This is a genomic window from Kosakonia oryzae (assembly GCF_001658025.2).
GTDB classification, from domain to species: Bacteria; Pseudomonadota; Gammaproteobacteria; order Enterobacterales; family Enterobacteriaceae; genus Kosakonia; species Kosakonia oryzae.
On record NZ_CP014007.2, the window covers coordinates 170173 to 183356 of the forward strand.

The 13184-nt window shown below is 55.2% G+C and carries 13 protein-coding genes; 5 read left to right on the top strand and 8 right to left on the bottom strand.

The annotated features are described in order from the left end of the window. The first annotated feature begins 583 nt into the window (after positions 1-583). Positions 584-1438 (top strand): hypothetical protein, encoded by an 855-nt coding sequence (locus tag AWR26_RS00805; protein WP_244256223.1) that lies wholly within the window; start codon positions 584-586, stop codon positions 1436-1438. Next, positions 1438-2025: a hypothetical protein gene (locus tag AWR26_RS00810; RefSeq protein ID WP_064562862.1), complete on the top strand. Its 588-nt coding sequence runs from the start codon at positions 1438-1440 to the stop codon at positions 2023-2025. The genes AWR26_RS00805 and AWR26_RS00810 overlap by 1 nt, the downstream gene beginning before the upstream one ends. Positions 2026-2064: 39 nt before the next feature. On the opposite strand, the gene AWR26_RS00815 is transcribed toward AWR26_RS00810, so the two are convergent. Beyond that, positions 2065-2358: an HTH-type transcriptional regulator gene (locus AWR26_RS00815; protein WP_043956133.1), complete on the bottom strand. Its 294-nt coding sequence runs from the start codon at positions 2356-2358 to the stop codon at positions 2065-2067. A gap of 392 nt (positions 2359-2750) precedes the next feature. Between AWR26_RS00815 and AWR26_RS00820 the strand changes: the two genes are divergently transcribed. Beyond that, positions 2751-3464 carry a DUF3053 domain-containing protein gene (locus AWR26_RS00820; protein WP_064562865.1) on the top strand — a complete coding sequence of 238 codons (714 nt, stop codon included), beginning with the start codon at positions 2751-2753 and terminating at the stop codon, positions 3462-3464. Positions 3465-3528: 64 nt separating this feature from the next. Here the strand turns inward: AWR26_RS00820 and ghrB are convergent, their stop codons facing one another. The 5 genes from ghrB to AWR26_RS00845 form a co-directional block, all read right to left on the bottom strand. Beyond that, positions 3529-4503: a glyoxylate/hydroxypyruvate reductase GhrB gene (ghrB, locus tag AWR26_RS00825; RefSeq protein ID WP_064562868.1), complete on the bottom strand. Its 975-nt coding sequence runs from the start codon at positions 4501-4503 to the stop codon at positions 3529-3531. Beyond that, positions 4500-5792: an MFS transporter gene (locus tag AWR26_RS00830; protein ID WP_043956136.1), complete on the bottom strand. Its 1293-nt coding sequence runs from the start codon at positions 5790-5792 to the stop codon at positions 4500-4502. The genes ghrB and AWR26_RS00830 overlap by 4 nt, the downstream gene beginning before the upstream one ends. Positions 5793-5884: 92 nt before the next feature. Continuing rightward, entirely contained in the window at positions 5885-6826 is a 942-nt protein-coding gene (locus AWR26_RS00835; RefSeq protein WP_064562871.1) for a sugar kinase, read from the bottom strand. Further along, a complete protein-coding gene (locus tag AWR26_RS00840; protein ID WP_064562873.1) occupies positions 6819-7580 on the bottom strand; it encodes a sugar phosphate isomerase/epimerase family protein in 762 nt (253 codons plus the stop codon). Before AWR26_RS00840 ends, AWR26_RS00835 begins: the two co-directional genes overlap by 8 nt. A 113-nt stretch (positions 7581-7693) precedes the next feature. After that, positions 7694-8710: a LacI family DNA-binding transcriptional regulator gene (locus AWR26_RS00845; RefSeq protein ID WP_064562876.1), complete on the bottom strand. Its 1017-nt coding sequence runs from the start codon at positions 8708-8710 to the stop codon at positions 7694-7696. Positions 8711-8966: 256 nt separating this feature from the next. Between AWR26_RS00845 and AWR26_RS00850 the strand changes: the two genes are divergently transcribed. Further along, positions 8967-11246, top strand: coding sequence for a molybdopterin guanine dinucleotide-containing S/N-oxide reductase (locus tag AWR26_RS00850; RefSeq protein WP_244256261.1), 2280 nt, complete (start codon positions 8967-8969; stop codon positions 11244-11246). On the opposite strand, the gene AWR26_RS00855 is transcribed toward AWR26_RS00850, so the two are convergent. Both AWR26_RS00855 and tag read right to left on the bottom strand, forming a co-directional pair. Further along, positions 11209-11655, bottom strand: a complete 447-nt coding sequence (locus AWR26_RS00855; protein ID WP_064562882.1) for an N-acetyltransferase — start codon at positions 11653-11655, stop codon at positions 11209-11211. The two genes, AWR26_RS00850 and AWR26_RS00855, sit on opposite strands and share 38 nt — an antisense overlap. Further along, complete coding sequence (gene tag / locus AWR26_RS00860) at positions 11636-12214, bottom strand: DNA-3-methyladenine glycosylase I (protein WP_064562886.1); 579 nt, start codon at positions 12212-12214, stop codon at positions 11636-11638. Before tag ends, AWR26_RS00855 begins: the two co-directional genes overlap by 20 nt. 146 nt (positions 12215-12360) lie before the next feature. Here tag and AWR26_RS00865 point away from each other — a divergent pair, with 146 nt between their 5' ends. Beyond that, a complete protein-coding gene (locus tag AWR26_RS00865) occupies positions 12361-13050 on the top strand; it encodes an autotransporter domain-containing protein (protein ID WP_064562889.1) in 690 nt (229 codons plus the stop codon). Positions 13051-13184 lie beyond the last annotated feature (134 nt).

Genomic DNA, 13184 nt, shown 5'->3' on the forward strand with positions numbered 1-13184 from the left:
TTGCCGTAACACCAGAACAATGCTTCTCTGTGGAACTGCCTTCCCTGATTATTGCTTGCACTTGCCGCAGCGTTGCGCTTTGCGTTAACGCCGTGTGTAGTCGTTTCCTTTGTAAAATTGCGTACCTGGATTACACGCCCTGCCTGCTGCTTTTAGTTAAGTCATCATATTCATCGGCAATCGCGCGCAAAAAATTAGCGCTGAATAACAGCATCGCGTGAAATTTAGTTCTGAAGAGCAGAGAGTAAGGCCTACAGTTGTTGGGAGCCTCAATAGTGGTATTGGTTGTTAGGGGAGAGCATTTTCTCAAATGACGAGGCCGTTGGGGGATAATGCTTGAGCTATAAAAATAAAAACGTTAGGTTTTGTAACTCGTTTATTTAAGTGTGATTGTCAGTAAAAGTGAATGGTTTTTCGCCATTGTTCCTATGCTCTTTAGGATCCTTAGGCTAATGCTCCCATCACAAGGAAAAAACATGACTTTGCCTGGAATGAATTCCGAAAGAAATTTGCCTGGTTACGAACTGGCTCGTATGACCGGTATGGTACATCAGATTTCGATTTTAAAGCCCTCGGGACCTCAATGGACTGTTCGCGTGAGTTTTCTCAGGCTGGAATCATCTATGCTGATGGCTCGCAGCGTTACCTGGTGAGACCCGGCAAACGTCACCCTAACGGACAGAGTGGTATTGTGACACATGTCATAGTCACAAAAGCGTCAACACAGCCGTCGATCTCCAGTACAGGTAAATCCTTAACGGAGGCAGTATCAGCGACTTCGATGGGCACAGAAATAGCGTCTACAGTGCTCTCCTGCGGCGCGATGATTATCACAGCAGGCGTCACAATTGCGGGTACAGCTGCAACTCCGTTGACCGCAGGAAGTAGCGGTCTGCTTGTGGCTATCGGCTATGCAGGCACAATGGCCACCGGGATACAGTGCTTGAACGGTCTCTATCGTATCTATGATCTGGTTGAAAATGGTGGGGAGAATGTTGCCTGGCTGGATTCGCAAGAATGGTATGTAGCGACTTCGACCTCACTAGATATTATTTCCCTCGCCAGTGCTGGAGGGGCATTGAAAGAAGCGTTGGCAACATGGCGTGCGATGAAATCCGTCTCGTCGTTAAAAGCGACGGAATGGCTAAGAAACTATCCGCGACAGGATCGTACACGGCTCACTGAATTGATTATTCGAGCACAGAATCCAGGTATCAGTAATAAAGAAATCAAGGCCGCGATCCGTGCCGGTCTTTATCCGAAACGTTTTCCCATTGAGCCTGTACAGTTAGAACTGGCCCGACAACTCGGACAGGTGGTAACCAGTGCAGCGGCACTGGCGGGTAGTGCAGTCAGTGGTGTTGTTGCCGCGCCAGGTAATATCCCACGTACTGGGCGCTATCTGGTTGGCACAATTCAGTCTTTGGCGGTGTTTTGATGTCACTTTTAAGTTGGTTGCTTGGCCGTGTATTCTGTGATTTGTTGCAGCACGGCCGTGAAACAGAACGGCTGATTGCGCGTAAGGACGCGAGTCTGCTGGCACATACAACACCGGAACTAGAGCGTTATTTTGATAAACTCCCAACAGCGCTTCCCCGACAGAATGCTTTCCCGGTAGCGATCTTGTTGCTGCTGCTGCTGGTGGCTTTCGCCCTCAACTTACTCACGCTGTTGCAATCGATGCCGAATGTGGCACCACCTGTGCACGCGCTGAGTTTCTTTGCACCTTCCCTCGCCATGATTATGATTCTCATGGTTTCCAGTTTTTTGCTCGCGCGCGGTTTCAATGCGGGACTGGCGGGATTTTTCTGGTTGTTGGGCGCGTTGTTGTTACTCACGGTTGGTCAACTGATTGTCGGGTTGATTATCGGGGGCGGCTCGTCCGGAGCTTTGCTACTAGCCTGCGCCTTGCTGGCTGGTGCGCGTATCGTAGTGAATGGCCGGGGATTTGTGCTCTTTGTGCTTTATTGCCGTACGCGGCGTATCACGTCAGTCGCCAGGGGGATTCGGCTGAGGCAGAAATAGCAAACCCCCGGCTCAGCGGGGGCTCTGGTGGCAAAACATTCAATCAATAAGCTGTTTGCTGAGCGTCGGGTTAGCATGAATCAGACGCATCAGTTTCATTTCAGTCGCGGTGGGTTTTATTCGTTGTGATTCCCACTCATGCACCATTGATACCGAGACTCCCATTACACGAGCGAAGTCATCAATTTTCAGCCCGGTTCCGCGTCGCAATTGTTCAAAGTCACTAAAGGAATTCGGCTTTTTGCTCAGAGTTACCGGCTGCGTTACTTCATTTTTCAAAACAATCTGTTCCAGACTGCTCAGCAGTTCAAACATAGGATCTTTATATTCCATTGAGCACTCCTCTTAAAAAATCACACAGCGGGATCGTGATACAGCTTATTAAGAATAGTCGTGAAAATTCCTGGTGTGTGGTTTTGCCTGTGATTAATTAAACGGTAACTGACTTTTCATGCGCTTCAGATGCATCTTAAGCGGGCTTTCTACCGCTTAATTGTTTGATTAATCTGCATCTCCCGGCGCTCAGTATTTTTTTGTAAAACCTTTCGTTTAATTTGGATTAAGAATTATCTGCACGCCTTCCCGGAAATTTTCATGCCAGGTCAAATTCATCGTATTAAGAATGTAAGTAAAGGGTATCTTGCGAGGCGGACCTGGACTATCCTTGTAAGCCGTCAGGCACGCGTGTGCCGGTGTGCGCTTTTATGGGTGAAAGGAGTAAGAAAATGGCGACAGGAAAGTCCTGCTCTCGCTGGTTTGCGCCTCTTGCGGCGTTATTAATGGTAGTTAGCCTGAGTGGGTGTTTCGATAAAGAAGGCGATCAACGCAAGGCGTTTATCGACTTCCTGCAAAATACGGCGATGCGTAGCAGCGAACGTCTGCCCGCTCTGACGGCAGATCAGAAAAAACAGTTCGGCCCGTTTGTCTCTGATTATGCTGTGATTTATGGCTATTCCCAGCAGGTGAACCAGGCGATGGATTCCGGTCTGCGTCCGGTAGTGGATAGCGTTAACGCCATCCGCGTACCGCAGGACTATATGACCCAGCGTGAACCGCTTCGTCAGGCCAATGGCTCGCTCGGCGTACTCAGCCAGCAATTGCAGAATGCGAAAATGCAGGCAGATGCTTCCCATGCGGCATTAAAGCAGGCGGACGATCTCAAGCCGGTGTTTGACCAGGTGTATACCAAAGTGGTCACCAATCCGGCTAACGCGCTGCAACCGCTGATCCCGGCGGCGCAGGTCTTTACTCAGCAACTGGTGCAGGTGGGCGACTTTATTGCCCAGCAGAATACGCAGGTGAGCTTTGTTGCCAACGGCATCCAGTTCCCGACGTCCCAGCAGGCCAGCCAGTATAACGCGCTGATTGCTCCGCTCGCGGCGCAGCATCAGGCGTTCAACCAGGCCTGGACCGCGACCATTAACGCCACGCAGCAGTAAGCGAGCGCGAAAAAAAAGAGGCGATTAATCGCCTCTTTTTTTATGTCCGCAGCAGGGTGAACCGTCAGCCAGCGACCTGCGGATTGACGCAGTTTTTCTCCACCTTGCCATTGAGCGCGTCAATCAGATTATCCACCGCGCAGGCCGCCATGTTGTAGCGTGTCTCGTGCGTTGCGGAGCCGATGTGCGGCAGCGCCACGACGTTGGGCAGTGACAGCAGCGGCGAATCAACGGGCAGCGGCTCTTTCTCGAAGACGTCCAGCCCGGCTGCATGAATCTCGCCGTTTTGCAGGGCTTCCACCAGCGCATTTTCATCGACTACCGGGCCGCGTCCGGCATTAATGAAAATCGCCGATTTTTTCATCATTTCAAACTGTGCTTTTCCGATCAGATGATGCGTCTCTTCGGTCAGCGGCAGCACCAGACATACAAAGTCGGACTCCTGCAACAGGGTATCGAGATCGCAATAGCGCGCCTGGAAGCGCGTTTCCGCTTCGGCGTGATGGCGACGTGCGTTATAGAGAATCGGCATGCCGAAACCGAAGTGCGCCCGTTGCGCCAGCGCCAGACCGATACGACCCATCCCGATAATGCCCATTGTTTTGTGATGCACATCGACGCCGAACCAGTCTGCGCCAATGCCGGATGTCCATTCCCCCGCTTTTACCCGCCCGGCGACCTCTACCACGCGGCGAGCGCTGCTCAGCACCAGCGCCATAATGGTATCGGCGACCGTTTCCGTCAGCACGGTCGGGGTATGCATCAATAAAATCTTACGTGCGTTCAGCGCGTCCACATCAAAGTTGTCATAGCCTACCGAGACCGTTGACGTCGCGCGCAGCTGCGGCATTTTCTCCAGCAGCGCAGCATCGACTTTCTCGCTGGAACCCAGCAGCCCTTGCGCAGTGGCGAAAGCCTCAGCGTGCTGTTGCACCGTTTCCGGTTTCAGGTTGGCAACCTGGGTTACGGTGAAATGCTCGGCCAGACGTTGTTGCAGATCATCGGGTAAGGCTTTGTACAGGATGATAGACGGCTTCATGCGGTTCTCCCTTGTGATGGTGCGCCTGCCGGAATCTGCTTATTGTTAGCAGGCTTAACAATTAAAGTAAGCCACACAGAGGCGAAAAGCGCTACCCCCATGAAAATGTACGAGGCCGACGGGCTGCCGGTTGCGCCATTCAGGTAACCTACCACCCACGAACCGCAGAATGAGCCAAGCGCGCCCATGCTATTAATCAGCGCCATCGCGCCACCGGCGACGTTGCGCGGCAGCATTTCCGGGATGATGGCGAAGAACGGCCCGTACGGGGCATACATTGCGGCACCGGCGATCACCAGCAGGGTATAAGAGACCCAGAAATGGTTGGCACCCACCGCCCATGAACCGATAAAGGCGAATGCGCCAATCAGCAGCAGCGGCCAGACAAACAGTTTACGGTTTTGCAGTTTATCGGAAGCCCAGGAGGCCAGTATCATTGCCAGCGTTGCAGCAAGGTACGGAACGGCAGAGAGCCAGCCCACTTCAACCATGCCGAGGTTTTCGCCGCCGCTGCGAATAATTGACGGCAGCCACAGCACAAAACCGTATACGCCAATGCTCCAGGCGAAGTATTGCAGGCACAGCAGAACGACATTCCGTGAGCGGAAGGCTTCACTGTAATTACGCACGGCTTTGATGCCCTGCTGCTCTTTTTCAAGCTGGGCCTGCAACGCCGCTTTCTCATCGCTGGAGAGCCACGCTACCTGCGCCGGTTTGTCTTTCACCAGCACCCACCAGCAAAACGCCCAAATCACAGCCGGAATGCCTTCAATAATGAACATTTCGCGCCAGCCGAAAGCCTGGATCAGATAGCCGGACACCACCGACATCCACAGTACCGTTACCGGGTTGCCGAGGATTAAGAAGGTATTGGCGCGCGAGCGTTCCGATTTGGTAAACCAGTTGCTGATATAGATAAGCATCGCGGGCATGACCGCCGCTTCCACCACGCCGAGAATAAAGCGGATGGCGGCCAGCATCGGGATATTGCTGACGATACCGGTTAACGACGCACAGCCGCCCCACAAAATCAGGCAGATAAAAATCAGTTTGCGGACGCTGCGGCGCTCTGCATAAATCGCGCCGGGGATCTGGAAAAAGAAGTAGCCGAGAAAGAAGAGTGCGCCGAGCAGCGAAGAGATGCCTTTGGTGATGCCCAGGTCGTCATTGATACCGGCGGCGGAGGCGAAACTGAAGTTCGCACGGTCGAGATACGCCAGACTGTAGGTGATAAATACAATCGGCATGATGTACAGCCAGCGTTTGGACGAATTTGTCGCGTTACTCATAAGATTGCCTCTATGGTTGAGGTTACTTACCGCCTGTGTGTAGGGCACAGGGCGGCGGATGTTTTTGGTTGAATAACTTTCAGTCTTTACAACTACAACGCGCCCAACTGCGCGCGTGTCGGCAATCCTTCGCTGTCGCCCGGCACCTGAATGGCCATCGCGCCGATGGCGTTACCCCGGCGTACCGCTTCAGGCAGTGTTTTACCTTCCAGCAGCGCGCTCAGTACGCCCACGGCGAAACCATCCCCGGCACCGACCGTATCGACAACATTTTCCACTTTGACCGGCGGCATCGCGCCCTGCTCGCCGCTGGCGGTTTTAAACCATGCGCCATCGGCGCCCGTTTTGATCACCACCGCCTGAACGCCGCGTTGCAGGTAGAAATCGGCGATCCCTTCCGACGTGCGCTGGCCGGTCAGAATGACGCCCTCTTTCAACCCTGGCAGAACCCAATCGGACTGAAAGGCGAGGCGGTTCAGTTTCTCCACCATCTCCGCTTCGCTGTTCCACAACACCGGGCGCAGATTCGGATCGAACGAAATGGTTTTGTTTTGTGCTTTCATCCGCGCGACGGCATGTTCCAGCAGCGCATAGGAGGTTGCCGATAGCGCAGCCGCCACGCCGCTAACGTGCAAATGGCGCGCCTGGCTAAAGATGTCGGCATTAAAATCCTCCGGCGACAGATGGCTGGCCGCCGAGCCCTTACGGAAATACTCCACGATGGGATCGGTTCCATTTTCAGCTTTAGATTTAAGCTGAAAGCCGGTAGCGAAGCGCCCATCCAGCGTCACGCAACGGGTATCAATTCCCTCCTGGCGCAGCGTATTGAGGATGAAACGCCCGAAGCTGTCATCGCCGACGCGGCTGACCCAACTGACTTTCAACCCCAATCGCGACAGGCCGGTCGCCACATTCAGTTCTGCGCCTGCCGCGCGTTTAATAAAGTGTCCGGCCTCGGCGAGGTCGCCGGTTTCGGTGGCGACAAACATGGCCATCGCTTCGCCAATGGTGATGACATCCAGCGCGTTATGCATGGCGTGGCTCCTTACGTAACAGTTCAACGTAATGACGGGTAACGGCGATCAGGTCGTCGCCCTGCAGGGGAAATTCAATACCGCGCGGCGCGTCGGCGGGCAGGTTATCCAGCAGCGCCAGCCAGCGGGCATCGGCTTCATCCGGCGGTACGGCGCGGAAAGTGTGCCCGTGAGCGACAGCCGCTTTGACGTGGATATAGCTGACTGCGGGTGCCAGATGGCGGGCGGCTTCTTCGGGTGAATCACCGACCCACAACCAGTTGCCGGTATCGAATGTCAGCGTCACCGGCAGCGCGAGGGTATGGCAGGCGGCTTTAAAGCGCAGCATCGGCGCAAGTTTGCCGCAGTCCGTCTGGTCGTTTTCCACCACCAGCGGCACCGGGCTGGTCAGCAGCCAGTCGCGCAGCGTTGCCAGTACCGCTTGATCGGTAAAATGGCCCAGTGAGACTTTCAACCAGCGGGCTTTCAGCATGTGAGCTTCGTGCAGCAAAGCGGGTAAATGAGGATTGAGCGCGCCATCCGCCAGGCACAGCGGCTCCGGCGCGGAATAACAGGCTTGCAGATTGTGCATTTCAATGGCGAACGCCAGCGAGGACAAACGGTCGATCTCCTCGCTGCTCAGCAACTCGCGGCGGATTTCTACACCGTCAGCCCCGGCGGCGGCGATAACCGGCAGCAGGGCCATCTGCCCGCCCATGGTGTGGATCGTGTCATGACCGTATGCGGCGGTAACAACGATAATTTCTCTCGACATACTCCGGCTCCCCGGCAAAGACAGCAAATAGGTTCTGTCTTTAACGCTAGATGGAACCGGTTCCAAAGAAAAGCGCAGTATGTCGAATTTATGATCGCTATCACGCCGCGTCGTTAACGAGACGTGGAGCCGCGGACGATCAGTTCGCCGGAAAATACCTGCTCGCGCACCGTGTCGCTCTGGCCTTCAATGCGCCGTACCACCTGTTCTACAGCGGCATAACCGATTTGCCAGGTTGGCTGTTTAAGCGTGGTAATGCCTACGCCCGCCAGCTCGGCCCACTCCAGCTCATCAAAACCGAGCAGGCCAATGTCGCTGCCCCAGTTCAGGCCGATGCGTTTGAGCGATCGCGCGACCTGTAAGGTCAGCGCGCCGTTGGCGGAGATCACCGCTTTGCGCATCCCACGGTGGCGGGCATGGAACTGGCGCAGGGCATTGTCCAGTAGTGCAGCTTCATGCAGCGGCACTTCGGCGTTTTCCGCCACCACGCCCGGATAGCGGGCGAGGGTAGCGCGAAAGGCGCTGAGCCGCTCGCGACGGGTGTTTACCGTTCCCAGCGGTTCGCTGAGAAAGAGTAATGCTTCAAAGCCCTGCTCAATCAGGTGCTCTGTGGCCGTGGTGGCAGCCTGGGTGTTATCCAGCCCCACCACATCGCAGGCGAAATCAGGGATTTTACGGTCAATCAGTACCATTGGCAGGGCGGATTGTTGCAGCCGGTTTAATCCCTCTTCACGCATGCCGACCGCATTCACTACGATGCCTTCCACCTGATAACTGCGCAGCAGGTCGAGGTAATGTAGCTCCTGATCCAGCTCGTTGTTGGTATTACAGACCAGCGGCGTAAACCCTTTTTCCCGGCAGGCCGCTTCGATGCCGCTTAGCACATGCACTGAATAGGGGTTGGTGATATCGGCGATGATCAGGCCGATAAGCCGGGTTCGACCGCGCTTAAGACCGCGCGCCATCAGGCTTGGGCGATAATCCAGATCGGCTATGGCCTGCTCAATACGCGCCAGCAAGGCAGCCGACAGCAGATGTCTTTCACCGTTAAGGTAACGTGAAATGCTGGTTTTCCCCGTTTTCGCTGCTTTTGCCACATCGCTGATGGTTGGGCGTGCCGTTTTCGCCATTGCTGCTTCCCTCGCCGTAAATGATTGTCCACACCTTAGCGCGAAATCGCGGGCAATCAAGCACTAACACAGGCATATCACCCGGAGTGTGCGCGTAATGACGTTTAATTCTTTGCGATTAAACCGCGGCTGTGGATGATAGAGCGAACAGAACATCAGAGCGGCATCGTGCCGCCATCACCTGCAAGCTATTCAGGAGCGCGCTTTGGCAAACCCTGCTATCAAAACAGTTCTTACGGCGGCCCACTGGGGGCCGATGCTGGTCGATACCGACGGTGAAAATGTGCTCGCTTCTCGCGGCGCGCTACCGACTCGCCACCCTAACTCACTGCAAACCGTGGTGCAGGAGCAGGTGCACAGCCCGACGCGCGTGCGCTACCCGATGGTGCGCAAAGGCTTTCTCGCTTCGCCGACAAATCCGCAGGGTGTGCGCGGGCAGGATGAATTTGTGCGCGTGAGCTGGGACGATGCGTTGGCGCTGATCCACGCCCAGCACAAACGGATTCGCGACAGCTACGGCCCGTCGTCTATTTTTGCCGGTTCCTACGGCTGGCGATCCAACGGCGTGCTGCATAAAGCGGCGACGCTGCTGCAACGCTATATGAGCCTGGCGGGCGGTTACACGGGTCATCTGGGCGACTATTCCACCGGCGCGGCGCAGGCGATCATGCCGCATGTCGTCGGCAGCAACGAAGTCTATCAGCAACAGACCAGTTGGCCGCTGATTCTGGAGCACAGCGAAGTGGTGGTGCTGTGGAGCGCGAACCCGCTCAACACCCTGAAAATTGCCTGGAATGCGACTGATGAACAGGGCATTCCTTATTTTGATGCGCTGCGTAAAAGCGGCAAGCGGGTGATCTGTATCGATCCGATGCGATCGGAGACCGTCGATTTCTTTGGCGACAGCATGGAGTGGATTGCTCCGCATATGGGAACCGACGTCGCACTGATGCTGGGCATCGCCCATACACTGGTGGAAAACGGCTGGCAGGATGACGATTTCCTGACCCGTTGTACAGAAGGTTACTCTACGTTTGCTGCCTACCTGACCGGCGAGCAGGACGGCGTCGCGAAAACGGCAGAATGGGCAGCGGAAATTTGCGGCATTGATGCGGCGAAAATCCGCGAACTGGCGCAACTTTTCCATGAAAATAACACCATGCTGATGTCCGGCTGGGGTATGCAGCGCCAGCAGTATGGCGAGCAGAAACACTGGATGCTGGTCACGCTCGCTGCGATGCTCGGGCAGATTGGCACGCCCGGCGGCGGTTTTGGTCTCTCTTACCATTTTGCCAACGGCGGTAACCCGACACGGCGCGCAGCCGTGCTGGCATCGATGCAGGGCACGGTGCAGGGCGGTGTTGACGCGGTGGATAAAATCCCGGTGGCCCGTATTGTGGAAGCACTGGAAAACCCCGGCGCGCCGTATCAGCACAATGGTATGGACAGGCACTTCCCGCAGATCCGTTTTGTCTGGTGGGCCGGCGGTGCGAACTTTACCCATCATCAGGATACCAATCGCCTGATCCGCGCCTGGCAGAAGCCGGAGCTGGTGGTGATTTCGGAGTGTTTCTGGACGGCAGCGGCGAAGCATGCGGACATCGTTCTGCCTGCCACCACCTCGTTTGAGCGCAACGATCTGACGATGACCGGCGATTACAGCAATCAACATCTGGTGCCGATGAAGCGCGTGGTCGCTCCGCAGTATGAAGCGCGTGATGACTGGGAGGTGTTTGCCGAGCTGAGTGAGCGCTGGGAAACGGGTGGCCGCGAGCGTTTTACCGAGGGCAAAAGCGAGCTTCAGTGGCTGGAAACCTTTTACAATATTGCCGCTGAGCGCGGTGCCAGCCAGCAGGTGACGCTACCGCCGTTTGCCGAATTCTGGGCAGCAAACCAGCTGATTGAGATGCCGGAAAGCGAGCAGAACGCCCGTTTTGTGCGCTTTGCCGATTTCCGTCGCGATCCTGCACAGTTCCCGCTGAAGACGCCGAGCGGCAAAATCGAAATCTTCTCGGAGCGCATTCGTAGTTTTGGCTACGCTGATTGTCCGCCGCATCCGATGTGGCTGGAGCCGGACGAATGGCACGGCAATGCCGAACCGGATCAGCTGCAGGTGCTGTCGGCTCATCCGGCGCATCGCCTGCACAGCCAGCTAAACTTTACCCGTTTACGTGAACAGTATGCTGTTGCAGGCCACGAGCCCATTACCCTGCATCCCGCCGATGCGCAGGCGCGCGGAATTGTCGCGGGCGATGTCGTGCGCGTCTGGAATGCGCGCGGGCAGGTTCTGGCGGGGGCGGTGGTGACCGAGGGTATCAAGCCTGGCGTGATCTGTATTCACGAAGGCGCCTGGCCAGATCTGGAGCCTGCGGCGGGCGGCATCTGTAAAAACGGCGCCGTGAACGTGCTGACCAAAGATCTGCCCAGCTCGCGCCTGGGCAATGGTTGTGCAGGAAACACGGCGCTGGCGTGGGTAGAGAAATATACCGGCCCGGCGCTTACGCTGACGGCCTTTGATCCGCCTGCCAGTTCATGATCCACGTCGGGTGGCAGGTCTCTTCCTGCCAGGCGCTCTCTTCAATACGAAAGCCCTGCGCATGGTAGAACTTCACCGCCCGTTCGTTTTTCTGGTACACCTCGAGGCTTAGCCAACGAAAGCGCTGTTTGACGTGATTCATCAGCGCTTTGCCAATTCCCTGGCCAATGGCGGCAGGGCGCACGAACAGCGCCCCGATAAATTGTTCATCCATCACGCTGATAAACCCTTCCAGTTCGCCATTCGCTTCCCAGACCCAGGTTTTCGCCGATGGGAGATAGGCATTGCGCACCAGCGCTTCGCTCTCCTGCCAGTAGCGCGTGTCGATAAACGGATGAGCAAAACAGGTGCTTTCCATCCACAGTGTCAGCAGCGGCGATAAATCCCGGCTATGCCACGCGCGGATCATGCAGGCCTCCGGGGTGGCAAAAGCAGCCAGTAATATGGTCATTGACCAGACCACAGGCCTGCATAAACGAGTAGCAAATGGTGGTGCCGACGAATTTAAAGCCGCGCTTTTTCAGCGCCTTTGATAAAGCATCTGACGCTGCTGTCGAGGTTGGAATTTCGCCGAGCGTCGCCGCCTGGGTGATTTGCGGTGTGTTATCGACAAACCCCCAGACAAATTCTGAAAATGACTCGCCGTTTTGCGCCATCGCCAGGTATGCGCGGGCGTTGCCAATAATGGCTTCTATCTTGCCGCGATGGCGAATGATGCCGGCATTTTGCAGCAGAATCTCCACATCTTCTGCGCTCATCGCGGCTACGCGTTCAGGGTCGAATTGATGAAAAGCCGCGCGATAATTTTCCCGTTTTTTCAATACGGTAATCCATGACAGCCCGGCCTGTTGCCCTTCCAGGCAGATCATTTCAAACAGCTTTTTACCGTCCCTTTGCGCGACACCCCACTCGGTATCATGGTACGTGAGATACAGAGGATCCTGAGTAACCCAACCACAACGCTGCATATTCTTACTCCATTTATGCCTGGTAAAATAAACGTCCGCCTGTCTTGACGCGCACACCAGAAAGACAATATTTAGTAAAGGGCTTTAGCCCATAAACAATGATAACGAATACGCCGGATTCGGCTCTTCTCTGGAGTCGCAACTTGATGAAAATAAATAACAGTGGCCTTTCGCTGGCGCTATTGCCTGCGTGTCTGCTCTTTGTTCAGACGGCGGCGGCGTGGCAGCAAGAATATATTGTTACCGACCCGCAAAGTACTGCGCCCGAACGCTATACCTGGGATAGCGAGCGACAACCCCGTTATAACGATATTCTGGAAGAGCGTATCCGCTCTGCGCAAAATTCGCCGGGTATTGCGCTGAATTTGCCGGATGACACACCGTTAGATCCGATTAGCACCATGAGTATTGGCTGGAATATTCCGCTGGTCAGCCGCGTGACCACCGGCCCGGTTGCGGCCTGGCATTACGATGGCTCAGCCACGTCAATGTATAACGAATTTGGCGACAGCGCGACCACCGCGCAGTACAGCGATCCTTTATGGCACGCCAGTGTTAGCTCGCTTGGATGGCGCGTAGACAGCCGTTTTGGCGACCTTCGCCCGTGGGCGCAAATCAGCTTCAATCAACAGTTCGGCGATAATGTCTGGAAAAGCCAGTCCGGCCTTAATCGCTTAACGGCGGCGAACCAGTACGGTAACTGGATGGATGTGACCTTAGGTGCCGATATGCTGTTGAACCCGCACTTCGCTGCTTATGCGTCGTTATCGCAGTCGGAAAATGTAACGCTGGGGCAACATTATTTATACAGTATGGGCGTTAGTGCACGTTTTTGAAGCACTCTAAAAACAACCTTTTTACACTTAAGAAACAATAGCTGGCGGGTTTCTTATTGATAGTATGTACTAACTTACGTTGATTTATTGATGGCATGAAATTCCACTGTGTCATTCATTCCCGCTTAGATGCA